A 21,641-nucleotide genomic window follows, 5' to 3' on the forward strand; every position below is an offset into this window, starting at 1 on the left:
AGCCCAGCGTTAGGTCCAGGCGTAGTCCGCGCGCAGCCGGGTGGCCACCACCTCGAAGATGTAGCGGTCCAGGATCGCGCCCTCGCGGCGAATGCCCTCCTCGGGCACGTCGAGCACCCGGTCCAGCCGGACCCAGCTTTCGCGGCCTTCGTAATCCCAAGCGCCCGAGCCAATCCCGACCCAGTCCGGGTCGCCGGCGTGGCGCTGTTGGCTGGACACCATCAATCCCAGCAAGACGCGCCGGTCGCGGCCCACGACGAGGACCGGCCGGTCCTTGCCGCGGGTGGGATCGTCCTCGTAGACCACCCACGTCCACACGATCTCCCCGGGGTCGGCTCGGCCATCGAGATCCGGGGCGTACACGAGCTTGCGCGCCCGCTGCGCGGTGGGGAAGCTGCCGCTGGTCACCGGCCGTCCCGCGGTGATCGCACCGGGTGGTTGCGGCGCGGCCGCGGCGATGACGTTCGCCGTGATCTTCACCGCGTGCTGGAGTTCCCGCAGCACGGTCTGCGAGTTCTGCACGTGCCGGACCAGGCGCGGAGCCCCGGCGAAAACAAGATTCTCCGCAAAACGCTGAAACGTCTTCCACTGCGATTTCCGCGCAGACGCCATATTCGCAGCATAGACGCGGGCGGCCGGGTGCGATTGTGTCCCAGTGTGTCCCGGCCACCCCGCATGGATACGCTGGACGCACCAGCAAACCGCCGCTCAAGCGGCCGCAAGCGTGCGCAGACCAGGAGATTCCCATCAGCAGTTTCGCCGACAAGACCTTCACCGCGCCGGCGCAGATTCGGAACTTCTGCATCATCGCCCACATCGACCATGGCAAGTCGACCCTGGCCGACCGGATGCTTCAGCTCACCGGCGTCGTCGACGAGCGGTCGATGCGCGCCCAGTACCTGGACCGGATGGACATCGAGCGCGAGCGCGGGATCACCATCAAGGCGCAGAACGTGCGGCTGCCGTGGAGAGTTGATGACACGGATTACGTGCTGCACCTGATCGACACGCCGGGCCACGTCGACTTCACCTACGAGGTGTCGCGCGCGCTGGAGGCCTGCGAGGGCGCGGTGCTGCTGGTCGACGCGGCCCAGGGCATCGAGGCCCAGACCCTGGCCAACCTCTACCTGGCGCTGGACCGCGACCTGACGATCATCCCGGTGCTCAACAAGATCGACCTGCCGGCCGCCGATCCGGATCGCTACGCCGGCGAGATCGCCCACATCATCGGCTGCGAGCCGACCGAGGTGCTGCGGGTGTCGGGCAAGACCGGCGAGGGCGTGGCCCATCTGCTCGACGAGGTGGTCCGTCAGGTGCCGCCCCCGCAGGGCGACGCCGACGCGCCCACCCGCGCGATGATCTTCGACTCGGTCTACGACATCTACCGCGGCGTGGTCACCTACGTCCGCGTGGTGGACGGCAAGATCAGCCCGCGCGAACGCATCGCGATGATGTCCACCGGCGCCACGCACGAACTGCTCGAGGTCGGCATCGTCTCGCCCGAACCCAAACCCAGCGAGGGCCTGGGCGTGGGGGAGGTGGGCTACCTGATCACCGGGGTCAAGGACGTCCGCCAGTCCAAGGTCGGCGACACCGTGACGACCGCGCGGCACGGCGCCACCGAGGCGCTCACCGGCTACCGCGAACCCAAGCCGATGGTCTACTCGGGGCTGTATCCCGTCGACGGGTCGGATTACCCGAACCTGCGCGACGCCCTGGACAAGCTGCAGCTCAACGACGCGGCCCTGACCTATGAGCCGGAAACGTCGGTGGCGCTGGGCTTCGGGTTCCGGTGCGGCTTCCTGGGCCTGCTGCACATGGAGATCACCCGCGAGCGCCTGGAACGCGAATTCGACCTCGACCTCATCTCGACGTCGCCGAACGTGGTGTACCGCGTGGAAAAAGAGGACGACACCGAAATCGTGGTGACGAATCCGTCGGACTGGCCCGAGGGCAAGATCCGCACGGTGTACGAGCCCGTCGTCAAGACGACCATCATCGCGCCCAGCGAGTTCATCGGCACGATCATGGAGCTGTGCCAGTCCCGCCGCGGCGAGCTGGGGGGCATGGACTACCTGTCGCCCGAGCGGGTGGAGCTGCGCTACACCATGCCGCTCGGCGAGATCATCTTCGACTTCTTCGACTCGCTGAAGTCGCGCACCCGCGGCTACGCCAGCCTCGACTACGAGGAGGCCGGCGAGCAGGAGGCCCAGCTGGTCAAGGTCGACATCCTGCTCCAGGGCGAGGCCGTCGACGCGTTTTCCGCGATCGTGCACAAGGACTCGGCGTTCGCCTACGGCAACAAGATGACCACCAAGCTCAAGGAGCTGATCCCGCGCCAGCAGTTCGAGGTGCCCGTGCAGGCGGCCATCGGATCGAAAATCATTGCGCGCGAAAACATCCGCGCGATCCGCAAGGACGTGCTGTCCAAGTGCTACGGCGGTGACATCACCCGCAAACGCAAGCTTCTGGAGAAGCAGAAGGAAGGCAAGAAGCGGATGAAGACCATCGGGCGCGTCGAGGTGCCGCAGGAGGCGTTCGTCGCCGCGCTGTCCACCGACGCCGCCGGGGACAAGGGCAAGAAGTGACGTTCACGCGAGCGGTTGCCGCACTGGGCACGGGCCTGCTGGCCGCGGGCTGCACGGCGGTTGTCGGTGGCACCGCGCAGCCGGCGCCGAACCTGAAGCCGCGACCGCTGACGGGCGACGCCATCAGGCAGGTGCTTCTCGACGACGCCGCGCTGTCGCGGATGCTCAGCCAGCCCTTTGTGGCCCGTAAGCCACCCGTGTTCGGCGGACCCGACGAGCTCTTCCAGAGCGGCGCAACGGTGTCGCCGGCCGCGTGTCAGGGCGTGACGGCGATGCTGCAGAAAAGCGTCTACCAATCCGGCCCCCAGCCTGCCGACGTCACGAATTTCGCGGCGGTGTCGTGGTGGAACAACGGCGAGCCGGCCCAAGTGATCAGCGTTATGGAGGGCGTGGTCGCGCTGTCCTCGGCCGCGCAAGCCGAGGCGCTGTTCGCGAAATTCTCGGAGCAGTGGCAGCGGTGCAAGGGCACCACGACGACGGAACACAACGGCCCGATCAGCACGACGACCGATATCGGCGACGTCCGCGTTGCCGATTCCTCCAATACTGTTGTCGCGGCGACCAATACCGCGACGTCGACACTGCCGAACATGCCGGCCCTGCGACCCACGCCGCAGGCGCGGGCCATCGGTATCCAGTCGAACTGCCTCGTCGAGGTCGAGGTGGTCTTCTTCGGCGAGCGGCGCTCTTCCGACCCGGGATCGGCCAATCTGGACACCAGCGCCATCGACATCGCGCACGGCATGATGGACAAGGTCAACGCCCTGAGCTGACGCGCGGTGCTGAAAAGAGCCTGAGACATCGCTGCCGTTGGGCTGTGGCTTGGCGTGGCGTGCTGCGGTCGCCCCACCCGCGAACGTAAACTGTGGGTGAACTCAAAGCGAATTTAGGAAGTTGACGAAGACCGTCGGGGGCTGTGACCGCATGAGAAGCCGCTGGTTCGTCGTGGTCGCGCTGGCGGCCGTGACGCTGGTCGCCGGCTGCACCGCGGCCGTCGGGGGCACGGCCCGGCGGGCGCCTGGGCCGACGCCGCGATCGCTTACCGGGCAAGCCATCGAGCGGGTGCTGCTCGGCAACAGGACGCTGTCGCGAATCCTCAAGCAGCCGTTGAATCTTGATCCCCGCTTTCCGCCGCGGTTCGGGGGCCCCGAGGAGTTGCAGGACGACGCGTTGGGCTCGCCCGCCGATTGCCTCGGCGTCGCCGCGATGCTGCAGCACAGCGTCTACCAATTCGCCAGGGTGACCAACGTCGCGGTCGAGACCTGGCGGCACAGAGCCGTGTCCGCGGAGGTGACCAGCGTGAAGGAGGCCGTGGTCAGCGTGCCCACGGCCGCTGACGCCGACGCGCTGTTCGCGAGCTTTTCCCGGCAGTGGCAAAAATGCGATGGCGCGGCGATGTCGTTGCCGGGCAGCATCTTCCGGCTCCAAGGCAAGATCAGCGACGTCCACGTTGCCACTTCTCTCCTCGCGGCCACCGTTTCGATCGGATGGACGTCGGCCCGCCCGGACTCGGCATCCATTCCGGCGGGCCGCGCCATCGGCGTGCGGGGCAATTGCCTTATCGAGGTCGAGGTCGACTTCTTCCACCCGTCGAACCCGTCGCGCGGGCCGGGCGACATCGACAACACCGCCACCGACGTCGCGCACAGCATGATGGACAGGGTCAGCGCGCTGATCTGACCGCGAGCAGACGCAGAGTCGCACGATTCCGGCGGAATTCGTGCGACTCTGCGTCTGCTCGCCGCACTGTCACAGGGGCGCGTTCGCGGGCTGGAAGCCCCCCGTGCTGTCGGCCTCCTCCTCGGCGCGGATGACGTGGACCACCGCGTTGATCAGCGCCAGGTGGGTGAACGCCTGCGGGAAATTGCCCAGGTGCCGGCCGGTCCGCGGCTCGATCTCCTCGGCGTAGAGGTGCAGCGGGCTGGCGTAGGACAGCAGCCGCTCGCACAGCCGCTTGGCGCGGGCCACCTCGCCGATCTCGACCAGCGCGGACACCAGCCAGAACGAGCAGATCGTGAACGTGCCCTCCTCGCCCGACAGCCCGTCATCGGTCTCCTCGACGCGGTAGCGCAGCACCAGGCCTTCCTCGGTGAGCTCGTTGGCGATCGCCAGCACGGTGTTGCGCACACGCGGATCGTCCGGCGGCAGGAATCGGGTCAGCACCACCAGCAGCAGCGACGCGTCCAGCGCGTCGCTGCCGTAGCGCTGGGTGAACACGCCACGCGAGTCCACCCCGTGCTCGAGGATGTCGGCCTTGATCTCCTCGGCGATGGCGTGCCACTGCTGGGCGTAGCTCTTCTCGCCCTGCCGCTCGGCCAGCTTGGACCCACGGTCCAGGGCGACCCAACACATCACCTTCGAGGAGGTGAAGTGCTGCGGCTCGCCGCGCACCTCCCAGATTCCCCGGTCGGGCTCCCGCCAGTGTTTGATCGCCTCCTCCACCTGCTTCTTCAGCACCGGCCACAAGGTCTCCGGGATCTGCTCGCGCGATTTGGCGTGCAGGTAGAACGAGTCCAGGATCGAGCCCCAGATGTCGTGCTGGACCTGGTCGTAGGCGCCGTTGCCGATCCGCACCGGGCGGGCGTGGTCGTACCCGGACAGGTGGTGCAGCTCGTCTTCGACCAGGCTGCGCTCGCCGCCGACGCCGTACATCACCTGCAGCGGGTGGCGCTCGTTGCTGTTGGCGCCGGACACGTCGGCGATGAAGGCGAAGAAGTCGTCGGCCTCGCGGTCCAGCCCCAGCGTGTAAAGGCCCCACAACGCGAACGTCGAGTCGCGAACCCAGGCGTAGCGGTAGTCCCAGTTGCGTTCGCCCTGCGGCGTTTCGGGCAGCGACGTGGTGCTGGCGGCCAGCAGCGCGCCGGTGGGGGAATACGTCAGCCCCTTCAGCGTCAGCGCGCTGCGCTGCAGGTAGGCCCGCCACGGGTGGTCGGGGAAATTGCCGATGTTGATCCACTGCCGCCAGCACTCGGTGGTCTGCCACATCCTGTCGGCGGCCTCTTCATAGGTCTGCGGCGCCGGGTGCTTGGTCCAGCTCAGCGCGACGAACACGTCGTCGCCCTCTTTCATCCGGGTGCGCGCCCGCGCTTCGCGGCCCTCCAGCCCGATCCGCAGGTTGCTGGTCAGCCGCAGCGTCGGATGGGTGTCCGGCTGCCTGCTGGCGCGCGCGATGGCCTCGCCGTACGCGTTGGCCGAGTATTCCCAGACCGCCCCGACGCGGTGGTAGTCGAAGGCCGGCTCGCAGCTCATCATCAGCTCGGCGGTCCCGCTGACGCAGCGCACCGTGCGCAGCAGGATGTGTTCGGCGTCCCAGTCCATCGGCGTGCGGCGGTGCGTCCGCGATCGGCGCTCGATGTCGTGCCACGGCCCCATGACCAGCGCGTCGCGTACGATCAGCCACCCGGTCGGGGTCTGCCAGGTGGTCTCCATGATCAGGCTGCCGGGCAGGTAGCGGCGCGCCGACGGGACCGAGACGCCGTAGGGGCCCAGCCGGAAATGGCCGGCGCTGCGGTCCAGGATCGCGCCGAACACGCTGGGGGAGTCCGGCCGGGGCACGCACAGCCACTCCACCGACCCGGCCGGCGAGATCAGGCACGTCGTCTCCCAGTCCGACAGGAACGCGTAATCGGCGATCGGCGGAAACGGGTTCCGCAGCGACCCGCTCGGCGCGAGGGGCCCGGGCGCATTGAAGTCGATCGGCGACGCTAGGACCGTTTCGGGGGCCGTTTCGAACGCCTCCTCGGGGGCGCCGTCGGCGGGGTCGGCGTGCAGGACCATGCCGACATCATCGACTGTCGACGTGCCCCGCGTCCATTTTTTGCGCCGGGTGTTGCGCCCTATGCGGGGCGCCTGGCGAACTTCGGCGCGTGTTCGGGTAGCGGGCCGATCGCCACCATGTAGCCGATGAATCGCCGCAGCGCCCGCGTTCGGCTCACCAGCAGCACGGCCCGCGGCGGTCGTGGATCGGCGCCGACGACGGCGGCCGCGATGACGTTGGCGTGGATCATCCGTTGTGCCGCCTGCAGAATCGCCGTCGGGAGCCACCGGCGCGCCTGCACCCGGGCCAGCTGCCGGGCGGACACCCGTCCCGCGCGCAACGGGCGGGCCAGTATGTGCGCGGCGGCCACCGCGTCGGCCACCGCCAGGTTGATGCCGACACCGCCCACCGGCGACATCGCGTGCGCCGCGTCGCCGATCAGAAGCACCCCGTCGGAGTACCAGCGGCGGAGCCGATTGAGCTGCACGTCAAGCAGTTTCACGTCGTCGAACGACGTCAGCGTGTCCACGCGGTCGGCGAGCCAGGGCACCATGCTGACCAGCGCCCGGTGCAGCGCCTCGATGCCCTGGGCCCGCATCGCGGCGTCGCTTCCCTTCGGGATGATGTAGGCGATCTGGTAGTAGTCGCCGCGGTCGATCGTGATCGCCGCGTGCCCGGCCCGGAGCACGCCGGCCAGCCCGCTCGGATCGTCGGGCCGGCGGGGTAACCGGAACCACCACACGTCCATCGGGGCGCCGAAGCTGTGCGGGGTCAGGCCAACCGCCGAGCGCACCGTCGACGAGCGGCCGTCGCAGGCCACCGTCAACTCGGCGCGCATTTCCCTGATTTCGCCCGCCTGGTCGCGGTAGGTGACGCCGGCGATTCGGTCGGCGCGCCCGCCGTCGCGGATCACGTCGAGCACCTCGGTGCTGCGCAACAACCGGAAGGTCGGCTCGGTCTCGGCGACGCTGGCCACCAGCTCGAGGAAGTCCCACTGCGGCACCAGGGCGATGTGCTGGTGCGCGCCCGGAAGGCGGGTCAGGTCGAGGCTCACCGGTACGTTCTGGATCTCCATGTGGACGGCGTCGATGAGGCGATGCGGGATCTGCGCGAACCGCGGCCCCAGACCGAGCTCGTCCAGCAGCCGCAAGGTGCTCGCGTGCACCGTGTCGCCCCGAAAGTCGCGCAGGAAGTCGGCGTGTTTTTCCATCACCGTGACGTCGACGCCGGCGCGGGCCAACAGCAGGCCGAGGATCATGCCCGCCGGCCCGCCGCCGGCGATGAGACAGGTCGTTTCGTCGGATCCGGGTGGCATGCGCCGATCTTGACACATTGGTTTTACGGTGTCGGCACGAATAGGGTGAGCCGGATGGACGCGTTCCTGAATTGGTGGGACGGCAACGAGCTGTGGCTTTCCGGGCTTGCCTTCGTGCTGCAGGCCATGATCGTGATGCCCGTCGTCTTGGCGGTGGCCTACGTCACGGCGGTGCTGCTGGACGGCCTGCTGGGCAAGGGCATCCGGTTGATGCGCCGCCTCCGGCACGCGGATGGGGCACCCGGGTAACGCGCATGCCCCGGTCGCACGTGACGTTGATTCTGATCACGCTCGTCGTGCTGGTGATCGTCACGTGGCTGTTGACGCACTGAGGCACGCCGCGTCGGGCGTTGCCGACCTGCCGGCGGACGGCTCCGGTGGCGGCCCAGCGAATTCCTGTTAGGCTTCGCGACATGCACGAGGCATCCGGTGTTTTGGAATGCGCCGTTTTCGTGCACTGTTGTCGCTGACTCCCGAACCCGTGCGCGGTCTGGTATGGAGTCGTGAATCTCCTGCATTTCGAGGCGCCTTTCCGCGGTAACGGGACACCAGCCCCATAAGTCCCGCCCCACATCGCACCGAAAGGCCACCCATGCTTGACGACATCGGCAGCGCCCCGCGCCGGCGGCCCGTCCGGCACGTCGGGGCGCTCGCCCTGATTGTCGGTGTCGTTGCCGCGTGTCACGGTGGTGCCAGCGACGTCGTCGGTGGCGGCGGGCTGGCCAACGCGCACACGAGCATCACGCTGGTCGCCTATTCGGTCCCAGAACCGGGCTGGAGCAAGGTGATTCCCGCGTTCAACGCCTCGGACGAGGGCAAGGGCGTGCAGGTGATCACCTCGTATGGCGCCTCCGGCGACCAGTCGCGCGGCGTCGTCGACGGTAAGCCGGCCGATGTCGTGAACTTCTCCGTCGAGCCCGACATCACCCGATTGGTCAAGGCCGGCAAGGTTTCCAAGGACTGGAACACCGACGCCACCAAGGGAATCCCGTTCGGGTCGGTGGTTACGCTGGTGGTGCGCAAGGGCAATCCGAAAAACATCAGGGATTGGGACGACCTGTTGCGGCCCGGCGTCGAGGTCATCACGCCCAGCCCACTGAGTTCGGGGTCGGCCAAGTGGAATCTGCTTGCCCCGTACGCCGTCAAGAGCGACGGCGGCGCCAACGGTCAGGCCGGCGTTGACTTCATCAACAAGTTGGTGCGGGAGCACGTGAAATTGCGTCCCGGGTCGGGGCGGGAGGCCACCGACGTCTTCGTCCAGGGCAGCGGCGACGTGTTGATCAGCTACGAGAACGAGGCCATCGCCACCGAACGGGCGGGCAAACCGGTCGAGCACGTCAACCCGCCGAAGACCTTCAAGATCGAGAATCCCGTGGCGGTGGTCACCACCAGCCCGCACCTCGACGCCGCCGTCGCCTTCAAAAACTTCCAGTACACCGCCGCGGCGCAGAAGGTGTGGGCGCAGGCCGGATTTCGGCCGGTGGATCCGGCCGTCGCGGCCGACTTCCGGGACCGATATCCGGTTCCGGTGAAACTGTGGACGATTGCCGACCTCGGCGGTTGGGGGACGGTGGATCCGCGGCTGTTCGACAAGAACTCCGGGAGCATCACCAAGATCTACACGCAGGCCACCGGATGACGACCACCGTGACACCCGACCCTGAGGCGATCCGGCCCGAGATCGACGGCGGCGCCACTGAGGCGCCGCCGGGCGCGCGAGTTGTGCACGGGTCGGGAGCCACCTCGCTTCGCGTCGGTGTGGCGACACTGTGGCTTTCGGTGATCGTGCTGCTGCCGCTGGCGGCCATCGCGTGGCAGGCCGCGAGCGGCGGCTGGCACGACTTTTGGCTCGCGGTCACGTCGAATGCCGCGCTGGAGTCGTTCCGGGTGACGCTGACCATTTCCGCCGGGGTGACGGCGGTCAACCTGATCTTCGGCCTGTTGATCGCGTGGGTGCTCGTGCGCGACGACTTCGTCGGCAAGCGGCTCATCGACGCGATCATCGATCTGCCGTTCGCGTTGCCGACCATCGTCGCCAGCCTGGTGATGCTGGCCCTGTACGGGAACAACAGCCCGGTGGGTCTTCACTTGCAGCACACCGCATGGGGCGTGGCGGTGGCGCTGGCCTTCGTCACGCTGCCTTTCGTGGTGCGCGCCGTTCAGCCCGTGCTGCTGGAGATCGACCGGGAAACCGAGGAGGCGGCGGCGTCGCTGGGCGCCGGCGGCCCGAAGATCTTCACCTCGGTCGTGCTGCCGTCGCTGACGCCTGCGCTGTTATCCGGTGCGGGGCTGGCGTTTTCGCGAGCGATCGGCGAGTTCGGGTCGGTGGTGCTGATCGGCGGCGCGGTGCCGGGCAAGACGGAAGTGTCGTCGCAGTGGATACGGACGTTGATCGAGAACGACGACCGCACCGGTGCGGCCGCGATATCCATTGTGCTGCTGGCGATCTCGTTCGTCGTGCTGTTCATCTTGCGGATCGTGGGCGGGCGGGCGGCCAAGCGTGAGGAGTTGGCCGGATGACATCCTCGCCGCGGGTTCGCTACCTGATCCGGTCCGCCGCGCTCGCGTACATCTTCGTCCTGCTCGTCGTTCCGGTGACGCTGATCCTGTGGCGCACGTTCCGGCCCGGGTTCGGTCAGTTCGTCGACTGGGTGAGCACGCCGGCCGCGATATCGGCGCTGAATTTGACGCTGCTGGTGGTCGCCATCGTGGTGCCACTCAACGTGATCTTCGGCATCCCGACCGCGCTGGTGCTGGCGCGCAACCGCTTTCGCGGCAAGGGTCTGCTGCAGGCGATCATCGATCTGCCGTTCGCGGTGTCGCCCGTGATCGTGGGCGTGGCGTTGATCCTGCTGTGGGGATCGGCCGGCGCGTTCGGGTTTGTCGAAAAAGATCTCGGGTTCAAGATCATTTTCGGCCTGCCCGGCATCGTGCTGGCCAGCATCTTCGTCACCCTGCCGTTCGTGGTGCGCGAAGTCGAGCCGGTGCTGCACGAGCTGGGAACCGACCAGGAGGAGGCGGCGGCGACGCTGGGTTCGAGTTGGTGGCAGACCTTTTGGCGGATCACGCTGCCGTCGATCCGGTGGGGCCTGACGTACGGCATCGTGCTCACCGTCGCGCGCACCCTCGGCGAATACGGCGCCGTCATCATCGTGTCGTCCAACCTGCCGGGCAAGTCGCAAACGCTGACCTTGCTCGTCTCGGACCGGTACAACCGCGGCGCCGAGTACGGCGCCTACGCGCTGTCGACGCTGCTGATGGGCGTCGCCGTCCTGGTCCTGATCTTCCAGGTCGTCCTCGATGCCCGCCGGGCACGGGCGACCAAGTAGGCCCGACAAGGAGACTCGTAGATGAGCGATAACGGAACCGAGCGCGGCGACCACGCGATCGTCGTGCGCGACGCGTACAAGCACTACGGCGACTTCGTCGCGCTGGACCACGTGGACTTCGTCGTGCCCACCGGTTCGCTGACGGCGCTGCTGGGCCCCAGCGGTTCGGGCAAGTCGACCCTGTTGCGGGCCATCGCCGGCCTCGACCAGCCCGACAGCGGAACCGTCACGATCAACGGCCATGACGTCACCCGGGTCCCGCCGCAGCGTCGCGGCATCGGATTCGTGTTTCAGCACTACGCGGCGTTCAAGCACCTGACCGTTCGCGACAACGTGGCGTACGGGTTGAAGATCCGCAAGCGGCCCAGGGCCGAGGTCAAGGACAAGGTCGACAACCTGCTGGAAGTGGTGGGGCTGAGCGGGTTTCAGACCCGCTACCCCAACCAGCTTTCCGGCGGTCAACGGCAGCGGATGGCGCTGGCCCGGGCGCTGGCCGTCGACCCGCAGGTGCTGCTGCTCGACGAGCCGTTCGGGGCGCTGGACGCCAAGGTCCGCGAGGACCTGCGGACCTGGTTGCGGCGCCTGCATGACGAGGTGCACGTCACCACGGTGCTGGTCACCCACGACCAGCAGGAGGCGTTGGACGTGGCCGACCGGATCGCCGTGCTCAACAAGGGCCGCATCGAGCAGGTCGGCTCTCCGACCGAGGTCTACGACTCGCCGTCGAACGCGTTCGTGATGTCGTTCCTGGGTGCGGTGTCCGAGCTGAACGGAGCCCTGGTCCGCCCGCACGACATCCGGGTGGGCCGCAATCCCGAGATGGCGATCGCCGGTGGTGACGGCACCGCCGAGTCCATCGGGGTCGTGCGCGCCACCGTCGACCGGGTGGTGGCGCTGGGTTTTGAGGTGCGCGTGGAATTGACCAGCGCGGCCACCGGAGGCGCCTTCACCGCCCAGATCACCCGCGGCGATGCCGAGGCGCTGGCCTTGGGCGACGGCGACACCGTGTATGTGCGCGCCACCCGGGTGCCGCCGATCGTCGGTGGCGTGGCGGGTCCCGGTAGTGACGGTGCCGCCGAAGATCGGACCACGCTGACGTCGGCGTGACTTTACGGGTCGTCTTCGTCGTCGTGGTGGAGGAGTTTTTCGGGGTGCCAGTAGGTGTTGGTTCTGGGTTGGCCGTGGTCGAGGTGTGGGGGTGGGATCCATTCGGTGTCGCCGTGGGTGTTTTTGCGGGTGCTCCAGCCGCCGGGTTGCACGATGTGGTGTTGGGTGGGACACCCGAAGGCCAGGTTGTTGACGTCGGTGTCGCCGCAGGTGGTGTAGGGCTCGACGTGATGGACTTCGCACCAGTACCCGGGCACGGTGCAGCCGGGTGCGGTGCAGCCAAGGTCTTTGGCGTACAAGACGATCCGCTGGGCGGGGGAGGCCAGCCTTTTGGTGTGGTACAGGGCTAGGGTTTTGCCCTTGTCGAAGATGGCCAGGTAGTGGCGGGCGTGGCGGGACAGGCGGATCACATCACTCATGGGCAGGATGCTGCCCCGCCGGTCAGGCCCCGCCCGGCGGCGGCCTCGAGCTCGGCCAGGGTGGTGGTGACGATGATCGAGGCGGGTAGGCCGTTGTGTTGGCCGAGGTTTCCGGAGGCGAGCAGGGCGCGCAGCGCGGCATTGAGACCATCGTGTTGGCGCTGCGCCGGGGAGCGGGAGTCTTTATCGATCACCTCTTGGCTGGGCGCGCCGTCCACGGTGGGGGTGTCATCGGTGGGGTTGCACATGCCGGGGGCGGCTAGTTTGGCCCACACGGCTTCTAGGGTGGCGCGGGCTTCGGGGGTGAGCCAGCCGTGTAGTGCGGACATGCCGTCGGCTTCCTGCTTACCCAGGGTCAGGCCGCGCCGGCGGGCGCGATCGTCGTCGCTGTAGGTGCCGTCGGGGTTGAGGCAGTCGGCGAGGGTGTCGGCCAGTGCGCCGAGTTGTTCGGGTCGATGTTGGGTGCCCAGGCGGGCGAGGTGTTTTTCGGCGCGTTCGCGGGTGGCTTGGTCGATCCAGCCGGGTAGTTGGTGGTAGAACCGGCGGATCGCCGCGACTTGCGCGCCCCCCAGTTTCCCGTCGCGTTGGGCCGCGGCGGTTTCGGCGAGCACCGGCGCCAACGGTTCGCCGGTCAACGCGCGGCGGGGTCCGAGGTCGGCGGCTTCGTGAATGCGCCGGCCCGCTTCGCCACGGGTGATCAACGCCCACTCGGCGATCGCATGCGAGAGCGTGCCGCCCAGTTCTTCGGGGGTGGCCTGGCGGGCCAGCTGATTGATCAGCGGATGCTCGATGGCTGGCACGCGGCGGCGCACCGTCTCGCAGCGCTCCAACAACGCCAACCGCTCCGGCGTGGTCAACGCCTCAAAATCCAGACCAACTACCCCGTCAACCGCGGCATCCAGGGCGTCGAAGGCAGCCGTGATCGCCTCCCGATCGGCCGCTCTCGAATGCATGTTCGAATACTATGACCGGGCACCGACAAAACCCATCTGGCAAAACCACTGAGGCGCAGGTGGCCTAGGCGGCGGGATCAGGCCGCGATGCGCCGGGCGCCTTCGTTCAACGCCTGATCGAAGCGATCCAGCACCGTCTCGGCCACCAGCCGGTGCGCCCCCAGCGGGGCCGCAATCTCGATGCCGGCGCGGTCAGCGAACGCGCGCACCCGGTCCGGCAGCAACCCCGGCGCCAGGAACCACGGCGCGATGATCACCCGTCGGGCGCCTTGGCGGCGCAACCTGCCGGCGGCTTCGGCCAGCGACCGTTGCGGTCGGGTGGCGAACGCCGTCGTCGCGCCGACCCAACCAGTGCCCACGAGCAGCTTCGGCGCCACCCGCGCGGTGCGCGCGTTCGCTACGGGATCCGACGAGCCGATCGCCACGACGAGCACTCCGAGCGTGTCGTCGAGCCGCGAAACCCCCAACCCCGTCACGCGCTGACGCAGCACCGACACCAACCGGTCGTCCTCGCCGAGCACGGGCGCCTGGCGCACCCGCTGCGGCGTCGTGCAGCCGGCGATCTGGCGGGGGATGTCGACGCGGGCGTGGTAGGCGTTTGCCAGCAGCAGCGGGGCGACGACAGCCCGCCCGGCGCCCGATAGCCCGTCCAGCACGTCGACCAGGCTGGGCGCGTTCAGCTCGCAGAAGGCCAGCCGCACGTCCAGCCCGGGGCGCAGGAGCGCCACCCGGTCGGCGACGGCCCGCGCATTGGCGGCCGACCGAGGATCCTTGCTTCCGTGGGCGGTCAGCACGAGTGCCGTCACGACGCGTGCAACCCACATTCTGTCTTGGTCAGGCCCTGCCAGCGCCCGCTGCGCGGGTCGGCGCCCTCGACCGGCTTGGCCGTGCACGGAGCGCAGCCGATCGATGGATAGCCTTCGTAGACAAGGGGATTGACCAACACATCGTGTTCGGCGATGTAGTCCTGCACGTCCTGATCGGTCCACGCCGCCAGCGGGTTGACCTTCACCAGCTTGAACGCGTCGTCGAAGCCGACGAGCGGGGCGTTGGCGCGGGTCGGCGCCTCGACCCGGCGCAGCCCGGTGACCCAGGCCGAGTAGCCACGCAGCGCTTTGCCCAGCGGGGCGACCTTGCGCAGCCGGCAGCACTCGCCGGGGTCACGGGCGAACAGGTCCTTGCCCAGCAGTTTGTCCTGCTCGGCCACCGAGTGCTCCGGGGTGACATTGAGCACCCGCACGTCGTAGACCGACTCGATCGCGTCCCGGGTGCCGATGGTTTCCACGAAGTGATAGCCGGTGTCGAGAAACAGCACCGGCACGCCCGGCCGCACCTTGGCGGCCAGGTCCACCAGCACGGCGTCGGCCATGTTCGAGGCCACCACGTAGTTGCACGTCGCCCAGCCGCGCGGCCCGTTGACACCGCCGAAGTTCTCCTCGGTCCACCGCAGCAGATCGGTGGCGCTGGCGCCCACGAGTTCCGCCGCGCCGCGGGCGGCCAGCTCACGCAGTTCGGCCTCGCTGCGCTTGGTCGCTTCGCCGCTCATCGCAGGTCGCCTTCCTCGGCGCGAACGACCCACTGCGCGAATCGTTCACCGTCGGAGCGGTGTTTGATGAAATTCCGCACCACCCGTTCGATGTAGTCGCCCAGCTCGTCGCTGGTGACCTTGTGCTGGCGCAGTTTTCGGCCGAAACCACTGTCCAGGCCGAGGCTGCCGCCCAGGTGCACCTGGAAGCCCTCGACCGAGGCGCCGTGACCGTCGTCGACCATCTGGCCCTTGAACCCGATGTCGGCGACCTGAATCCGCGCACACGAGTTCGGGCAGCCGTTGATGTTCACCGTGATCGGCACGTCGAGCTCGGAGTTGATGTCCTCGAGGCGGCGCTCCAGCTCGGGCACCAATCCCTGTGCCCTGCCCCGTGTTTCGGCGAACGACAGTTTGCAGAACTCGATCCCGCTGCACGCCATCAGATTTCGGCGCCAATGCGACGGGCGCGACTGCAGGCCCAAGGCCTCCACCCCGGCGATCAGATCCTCGAGCTTGTCGTCGGGAACGTCGAGGATGACCAGCTTCTGGTAGGGGGTGAACCGGATTCGGTTCGAGCCGGCCCGCTCGGCCAGGTCGGCCACCGCCGTGAGGACGGTGCCCGACACGCGTCCGGCGATCGGCGCAACCCCGACGGCGTTGAGCCCGTTCTTCAGCCGCTGCACGCCGACGTGGTCCACCGCGTGCTTGACCGGCTCCGGGGCCGGGCCGTCGATCAGCGGGCGCTTGAGGTATTCGGTTTCGAGGATTTCCCTGAATTTTTCGACGCCCCAGTCCTTGATCAGGAACTTCAGCCGCGCCTTGGACCGCAGCCGCCGGTAGCCGTAGTCGCGGAACACCGACGTCACCGCCGCCCACACCTCGGGCACCTCGTGCAGCGGAACCCACGCGCCGACCCGTTGGGCCAGCATCGGATTGGTGGACAGGCCGCCGCCGACCCACAGGTCCAGGCCGGGACCGTGCTCGGGATGGTTGACGCCGATGAACGCGATGTCGTTGATCTCGTGCGCGACATCCTGCAGGCCCGAGATGGCGGTCTTGTACTTGCGCGGCAGGTCGGCGAAGTCGGGCTTGCCGATGTAGCGGCGGACGATCTCGTCGATCGCCCAGGTCGGGTCGAGCACCTCGTCGAGCGACTCGCCGGCCAGGGGTGAGCCCAGGATCACGCGCGGGCAGTCACCGCACGCCTCGGCGGTCTGCAGTCCGACGTCGGCGAGCCTGCGCCAGATTTCGGGGACGTTCTCCACCTCGATCCAGTGCATCTGCACGTTCTGCCGGTCGGAGATGTCGGCGGTGTCGCGTCCGAACTCCGTCGAGATCTCGCCGATCGTGCGCAGCGCGGCGGTGGACAGGGCGCCGCCGTCGCAGCGCACCCGCATCATGAAGTATTTGGCCTCGAGCAGGTCGGCGTTCTCGTCGCCGGTGAACGACCCGTCGTAGCCCTGCTCACGCTGGGTGTAGAGGCCCCACCAGCGGAAGCGGCCGCGCAGATCGCTCTTGTCGATGCTGTCGAAGCCGGCCTTGGCGTAGACGTTTTCGATGCGCTCCCGCACCTCGAGCGGGGCGCCGGCCCGCTTCATCTCTTCGTTGGCGTTGAGTGGCTCGCGATCTCCCAGCGCCCACTGGCCCTCGCTGCGGGCTTTTGCGGGACGGGCTGTGGTCATTCGGAGGTTCTCCTTCGCGAATGTTGCAGGCGTGGACGCGCGGCTCACCGTTCTTTCGGCGGCGCAGATCCGGCGCCAGCTGGACGTACAGGTGGGCGGGTCTACGACATCAAGGCAGACAGCTACAGCTGCAGACACGCTTGAGATCGATATGCCGCCGCGCCACGAGGGCTGTCCCGGCATTGCAGCGCGGGTTGTAGCGGGCGGCGGTCACGCGCCCATTCTGCCACGGATGGCGACCAGCCGCGCCACCAGGTCAAATTTGTTCTCACAGTGATTAAAACTACGGGCGAATCCTGGGTGGTTGGGTTGACAAAACCGAGAATCCGCTGAGAGGCCTCCAGTTCGGCGGGCGTGGGAAGATTTGGCATGCCCCCTCACGAGGCCCCCGTGGACCTGCCCGCCCTGCGGCCGAATCCCGGGCGGCCGTTCGGCTTGTACATCCACGTTCCGTTCTGCATAACGCGTTGCGGCTACTGCGACTTCAACACGTACACGCCGGCCGAACTGGGCGGCGTCAACCCGGACGCCTGGCTGAACGCGCTGGGATCGGAGCTCGAACTGGCGGCCGCGCGGTTGGGCGGACCGACCGTCGGCACGGTGTTTGTCGGCGGGGGGACCCCGTCGCTGCTGGGCGGCGAACGCATGGCCACGTTGCTGGGCATGGTGCGCGGCCACTTCGTCCTGGCTCCCGACGCCGAGGTGACCACCGAGGCCAACCCCGAGTCGACGTGGCCGGAATTCTTCGCGGCGATCCGGGCCGCCGGATACACGCGGGTGTCGCTGGGCATGCAGTCGGTGTCACCGCGAGTGCTCGGGGTCCTCGACCGGGTACACACGCCGAACCGGTCGGCGGCCGCGGCCCGCGAGGCGTTGGCCGAGGGCTTCGACCACGTCAGCCTCGACCTGATCTATGGAACGCCGGGGGAGTCCGACGACGACCTGGCGCGCTCCGTCGACACCGCGGTCGGCGCCGGCGTCGATCACGTGTCCGCGTACGCCCTGCTCGTCGAGGAGGGCACCGCGCTGGCCCGGCGCGTTCGGCGCGGGGAACTGGCCGCACCCGACGACGACGTGCTGGCGCACCGCTACGAGTTGGTCGATGCCCGGCTGTCCGCGGCCGGGATGGCCTGGTACGAGGTGTCCAACTGGTCGCGACCGGGCGGCGAGTGCGGGCACAACCTCGGCTACTGGGACGGCGGCGAGTGGTGGGGCGCCGGGCCCGGGGCGCACGGACACGTCGGTGCGACGCGCTGGTGGAACGTCAAGCACCCCAACGCGTATGCGGAGATGCTGGCCGGTGCCGCGCTGCCGGTGGCGGGTTTCGAGGAGCTGGACGGCGACGCCCTGCACACCGAGGACGTGCTGCTGAAAACCCGCCTGCGCCAAGGGCTTCCGATAGACCGGCTGGGCGTGGCCGAACGCGAACGCGCCGAAACCGTCGTCGCTGACGGCCTGTTGGTGACCGACGGCGACCGGCTGGTGCTCACCCCGCGCGGGCGGCTGCTGGCCGACGCGGTGGTGCGCTCGCTGCTCGGCTAGCGCTCAGGCGCCCGGGAACCAGTGCCCGACGATGCGGACGATCTCGATGTACAGCGGGATCCCGATGGTGACGTTGTAGGAGAACGTCAGGCCCAGCGAGGCGGCCAGCGGCAACGTCGGGCTCGCCTCGGGAATGGCCAGGCGCTGGACCGCCGGGACGGCGATGTAGGACGCCGCACCGCACAGCACCGCGAACAGCACGTACGTTCCCGTCTTGAAGCCGGCATGGGTCAGGTCGGAGTAGGTGTAGGCGACAAAAATCCCCAGCGTCGCGAAGATGTTCGGCGCCAGCAGGCCGTAGAAGATGAAACCGACGCCCGCCGATCTCAGGTCCTTTAATTTTCGCGACGCCGTCATGCCCATCTCGAGCAAGAACAGGCAGAGCACGCCCTGGAACGCCAAGACGAAGAACTTGTCGTCGTCTTGCACGACCTTCTGCCCCTGCAGACCACTGACGAGGCCGATGATGATTCCGCCGAAGAGCAGGACCAGGCCGGGGTTGAGGAATACCTCCTGGAAGAGCTCGCGGGAGAAGAGCGGCATCTTCTTGCCCGCCGGCGCGGGCGGGGGTTGGCCGGGCTCCCAGTCCGGGTGGTCCAGTCGCTCCATCGAGAGCTCCAGTTCCTGCTCGACTCCCCGGTCGTGCTCGGCCTCGAGGCTCCGGCCATGCGGAGGCTTTGCCGCCGTGCCGGGCCCGACCCCGACCTTGACGGGTGGCGTGTAGCCGGCCTCGTCGGGCATGTACCCCGCCGAGTCCATTTCCCGGTGCCGCAGCCGCGCCACCAGGTACAGCGCCACCAGGCAGCCCGGAACCTCCATGATCGCCAGCATGACCGGCATGTACGCGTTGAAGGCGATGCCAACGGCCGTCAGGACCGCCACGCAGGTGGCGAAGGTTCCCGCCGAGTCCGACCCGTAATAGCCGGCGACCGTCGCCCGGTCCACCTTCCGCAGGGACGTCAGCCACCCCAGGAGGACGTAGGCGACGCATCCGATGAGGAAGTTCAGTACGAAGCCCAGCACCATGAATCCCACGATGGCGCCGATGCTGGAGGCGCTGACGTTGGCCAGCTCCTCGCCGCCGTGCCAGCCGATGGCCAGCAGCAGGTACATCGTCAAGCCCTGGTAGATCACGTAGGGGAATTCGAACCGCACCTTCAGGATCGGGATCAGGAACCCGAAGTAGAAGAACAGCAGGAGCGGCTTGAACAGGTTATGGGTGAAGTTGTGCCAAAACTCTTGGACCATGGGTGCCTCTCTCATTGATGCGGTGATCAGGGGAAGCACCGTCCGCAACCGTGCCAACCACGAACATCCCGAGACCGTGCCAAAATTTATCCCCGCCGATGCGGGTCCGCCACTCGGACACGACGCAAAAAGCCCAGGTTTTGCCGAGGTGCGCCCGAATGGCCGGTTTTGCTAAAGCCGGTGGTCAGAGCCGCGCAGGTGGGGCCGCGTTAGGGTCGATTGACGTGAATCCGCTGTCACTTCCCTGTGATTTCGCTGTGTGGATCGACGCCTCGTCGGCGCGCCGCGAATGCGGCGACGGCTTTGGGCCGACTCCGGTGCGGCGACCTGCCACCGGGCCTCACGCGGAAGGCGAGCGGCGCGTGAGGATTTCCCCCGAGCCGTGCGGGCGCGACGCGGGGCCGCACGCCGGTTTCGCGATGATCGGCGGCTCGTCGTTCAGGCCGCGCGGGCCCGGCGGTGGCCGCTCGCCGAAACGACGGACGGTTCGACGTCGTCCCGGTCGCCCGCGGGCCGGCCGGCGAACGGTGTTAGCTGCGCTGGGCCGCCGGGCGCGCCGTTAAAGTTTCGTTAAAGCTGCCCGGTGGGCCTTTCCCCGCCGGCGCGGTCGCTGCGTCGTTGCGTGACCCCGACGGGAGGGGTTGCGCCCGCTTACATAGGTTAGGCTACATTTACTTACCGTGACCGAGGTCAGCGTCGAGACAAGCCCCGGCGGCGTCGCGTCACCACCGATCCCCCTGCCGCCCGGCATCCATCCGCCCGACCTGGCGGCCGAGCTGGCCGCGGTGCTGCCGGAGCGGCTCGGCGAGGAATACGTGCTCTACGAACACGACGGTCAATGGGTGCTGGCCAGCGGCGTGCGGGCGATGGTCGAGCTGGACAGCGACGAGCTGCGGTTGGTCCGCGACGGCACGATCGAGCGGCAACGATGGTCGGGACGGCCGGGACCGGTCCTGGGCGAAGCCATCGACCGGCTGCTGCTGGAAACCGACCAGCTGTTCGGCTGGATCGCCTTCGAATTCGGCGTCTACCGCTACGGGCTGCAGGAGCGGCTGGCGCCGCACACCCCGCTGGCGCGGCTGTTTTGGCCACGCACCCGCATCGTGGTGACCAGGGACGTGGTTCGCCTCTTCGGCGCGGCGGCCGGCCACCGCGAGGCGGTGCGCGAGTTGCTGGGCGGCGGCGTGCGCGACGTGGGGGACGCCCGCGCGATCGACGTGACCGCCGACCCGTCCGGATACCGCGATCGGGTGGCGGCGGCCGTGGGTGAGATCGCGGCGGGCAGTTATCACAAGGTGATCTTGTCCCGTTGTGTCGAAATCCCGTTCGCGCTGGACTTCCCGTCCACCTACCGGCTGGGCCGGCGGTTCAACACGCCGGTCAGGTCGTTCCTGTTGCGGCTGGGCGGAATTCGCGCCGTGGGCTACAGCCCCGAACTGGTTGCGGCCGTCCTCCGCGACGGCACGGTGGTGACCGAGCCGCTGGCCGGCACCCGCGCCTTGGGCCGGGGTGCGGCGCGGGATCGTCAGGCTCGCGACGAACTGGAATCGAACTCCAAAGAGATTGTGGAGCATGCCATTTCGGTGCGCAGCTCGCTGCGGGAGATGACCGAGATCGCCGAACCGGGCACCGCGGCGGTCACCGACTTCATGGCGGTGCGGGAGCGGGGGAGTGTGCAACACCTCGGCTCCACGATCAGCGCGCGCCTGGGCCCATCGAGCGACCGGATGGACGCGCTGGAGGCGCTTTTCCCGGCGGTCACCGCGTCGGGCATCCCGAAGGCCGCCGGCGTCGAGGCCATTCTGCGCCTCGACGAATGCCCGCGCGGCCTGTATTCCGGTGCGGTCGTGATGGTTTCGGCGGACGGCGGGCTGGACGCGGCGCTGACGCTGCGGGCGGCCTACGAATGCGACGGGAAGACCTGGTTGCGGGCCGGCGCCGGCCTCATCGAGGAGTCCGAACCCGAGCGCGAATTCGAGGAGACCTGCGAAAAGCTGTCCACCCTCGCGCCATATCTCATCGCACGCCACTAGCGTCCGCTCCCCGGCCTGCCGTTCCGGGCCTTCAATGTGCCCGGGTGCCCGACCCCATTTCGGCCCCGGGGGACTTTCGGCCCTAGTTGAGCGGGCGCGCGCGTGTCAGCTTGATGTAACCGTGTGACACAGATACATTC

18 protein-coding genes and 1 pseudogene are annotated in these 21,641 nt (G+C 68.3%); 10 read left to right on the top strand and 9 right to left on the bottom strand.

What is annotated here, in order from left to right; all coding sequences use genetic code 11:
* Positions 1–9: 9 nt before the first annotated feature.
* Positions 10–612, bottom strand: a complete 603-nt coding sequence (locus G6N25_RS17940; protein ID WP_083072065.1) for a type II toxin-antitoxin system PemK/MazF family toxin — start codon at positions 610–612, stop codon at positions 10–12.
* On the opposite strand from G6N25_RS17940, the gene lepA reads away from it, so the two are divergent.
* From lepA to G6N25_RS17955, 3 genes are all read left to right on the top strand, one after another.
* Positions 594–2,588, top strand: coding sequence for a translation elongation factor 4 (gene lepA / locus G6N25_RS17945; RefSeq protein WP_142272441.1), 1,995 nt, complete (start codon positions 594–596; stop codon positions 2,586–2,588). The genes G6N25_RS17940 and lepA overlap by 19 nt on opposite strands.
* Entirely contained in the window at positions 2,585–3,361 is a 777-nt protein-coding gene (locus tag G6N25_RS17950; protein ID WP_083072066.1) for a sensor domain-containing protein, read from the top strand. The genes lepA and G6N25_RS17950 overlap by 4 nt, the downstream gene beginning before the upstream one ends.
* A 151-nt stretch (positions 3,362–3,512) precedes the next feature.
* Positions 3,513–4,268 (top strand): sensor domain-containing protein, encoded by a 756-nt coding sequence (locus G6N25_RS17955; RefSeq protein WP_197745681.1) that lies wholly within the window; start codon positions 3,513–3,515, stop codon positions 4,266–4,268.
* Between the two features lie 69 nt (positions 4,269–4,337).
* Here G6N25_RS17955 and G6N25_RS17960 read toward each other — a convergent pair whose 3' ends face one another.
* Positions 4,338–6,365 (bottom strand): glycoside hydrolase family 15 protein, encoded by a 2,028-nt coding sequence (locus tag G6N25_RS17960; RefSeq protein WP_083072067.1) that lies wholly within the window; start codon positions 6,363–6,365, stop codon positions 4,338–4,340.
* Positions 6,366–6,424: 59 nt separating this feature from the next.
* Positions 6,425–7,660, bottom strand: a complete 1,236-nt coding sequence (locus G6N25_RS17965) for an FAD-dependent oxidoreductase (RefSeq protein WP_083072068.1) — start codon at positions 7,658–7,660, stop codon at positions 6,425–6,427.
* A 54-nt stretch (positions 7,661–7,714) separates the two neighbouring features.
* On the opposite strand from G6N25_RS17965, the gene G6N25_RS17970 reads away from it, so the two are divergent.
* The 5 genes from G6N25_RS17970 (at position 7,715) to G6N25_RS17990 (ending at position 12,096) form a co-directional block, all read left to right on the top strand.
* Positions 7,715–7,909, top strand: coding sequence for a hypothetical protein (locus G6N25_RS17970; RefSeq protein WP_083072069.1), 195 nt, complete (start codon positions 7,715–7,717; stop codon positions 7,907–7,909).
* 343 nt (positions 7,910–8,252) lie between these two features.
* A complete protein-coding gene (locus G6N25_RS17975) occupies positions 8,253–9,299 on the top strand; it encodes a sulfate ABC transporter substrate-binding protein (protein WP_083072070.1) in 1,047 nt (348 codons plus the stop codon).
* Positions 9,296–10,180, top strand: coding sequence for a sulfate ABC transporter permease subunit CysT (cysT, locus tag G6N25_RS17980; RefSeq protein ID WP_083072071.1), 885 nt, complete (start codon positions 9,296–9,298; stop codon positions 10,178–10,180). The genes G6N25_RS17975 and cysT overlap by 4 nt, the downstream gene beginning before the upstream one ends.
* The gene (gene cysW / locus G6N25_RS17985; RefSeq protein WP_083072072.1) at positions 10,177–10,989 is read left to right on the top strand and encodes a sulfate ABC transporter permease subunit CysW; all 813 of its coding nucleotides are present in this window, start codon (positions 10,177–10,179) and stop codon (positions 10,987–10,989) included. Before cysT ends, cysW begins: the two co-directional genes overlap by 4 nt.
* Before the next feature lie 21 nt (positions 10,990–11,010).
* Positions 11,011–12,096, top strand: a complete 1,086-nt coding sequence (locus tag G6N25_RS17990; RefSeq protein WP_083072073.1) for a sulfate/molybdate ABC transporter ATP-binding protein — start codon at positions 11,011–11,013, stop codon at positions 12,094–12,096.
* A 2-nt stretch (positions 12,097–12,098) separates the two neighbouring features.
* On the opposite strand, the pseudogene G6N25_RS17995 reads toward G6N25_RS17990, so the two are convergent.
* The 5 genes and pseudogenes from G6N25_RS17995 to G6N25_RS24490 form a co-directional block, all read right to left on the bottom strand.
* Positions 12,099–13,468 (bottom strand): annotated as a pseudogene (locus G6N25_RS17995) (HNH endonuclease signature motif containing protein).
* Between the two features lie 77 nt (positions 13,469–13,545).
* Complete coding sequence (locus tag G6N25_RS18000) at positions 13,546–14,292, bottom strand: sirohydrochlorin chelatase (protein ID WP_179961681.1); 747 nt, start codon at positions 14,290–14,292, stop codon at positions 13,546–13,548.
* On the bottom strand, positions 14,271–15,014 hold the full coding sequence (locus G6N25_RS18005) for a phosphoadenylyl-sulfate reductase (protein WP_083072076.1): 744 nt from the start codon (positions 15,012–15,014) through the stop codon (positions 14,271–14,273). Before G6N25_RS18005 ends, G6N25_RS18000 begins: the two co-directional genes overlap by 22 nt.
* Positions 15,011–16,678, bottom strand: a complete 1,668-nt coding sequence (locus G6N25_RS18010) for a nitrite/sulfite reductase (RefSeq protein ID WP_083072077.1) — start codon at positions 16,676–16,678, stop codon at positions 15,011–15,013. Before G6N25_RS18010 ends, G6N25_RS18005 begins: the two co-directional genes overlap by 4 nt.
* A 109-nt stretch (positions 16,679–16,787) precedes the next feature.
* On the bottom strand, positions 16,788–16,892 hold the full coding sequence (locus G6N25_RS24490; protein WP_408632423.1) for an Ms4527A family Cys-rich leader peptide: 105 nt from the start codon (positions 16,890–16,892) through the stop codon (positions 16,788–16,790).
* A 155-nt stretch (positions 16,893–17,047) separates the two neighbouring features.
* On the opposite strand from G6N25_RS24490, the gene hemW reads away from it, so the two are divergent.
* On the top strand, positions 17,048–18,220 hold the full coding sequence (hemW, locus tag G6N25_RS18015) for a radical SAM family heme chaperone HemW (protein ID WP_083072078.1): 1,173 nt from the start codon (positions 17,048–17,050) through the stop codon (positions 18,218–18,220).
* A gap of 3 nt (positions 18,221–18,223) precedes the next feature.
* Here the strand turns inward: hemW and G6N25_RS18020 are convergent, their stop codons facing one another.
* Positions 18,224–19,468 (bottom strand): sodium-dependent bicarbonate transport family permease, encoded by a 1,245-nt coding sequence (locus G6N25_RS18020; protein WP_083072079.1) that lies wholly within the window; start codon positions 19,466–19,468, stop codon positions 18,224–18,226.
* 680 nt (positions 19,469–20,148) lie between these two features.
* Here G6N25_RS18020 and G6N25_RS18025 point away from each other — a divergent pair.
* On the top strand, positions 20,149–21,501 hold the full coding sequence (locus G6N25_RS18025; protein WP_083072080.1) for a salicylate synthase: 1,353 nt from the start codon (positions 20,149–20,151) through the stop codon (positions 21,499–21,501).
* The last annotated feature ends 140 nt before the right edge of the window (positions 21,502–21,641 follow it).

Source organism: Mycobacterium heidelbergense (genome assembly GCF_010730745.1).
In the GTDB taxonomy this organism is placed as follows: Bacteria; Actinomycetota; Actinomycetes; order Mycobacteriales; family Mycobacteriaceae; genus Mycobacterium; species Mycobacterium heidelbergense.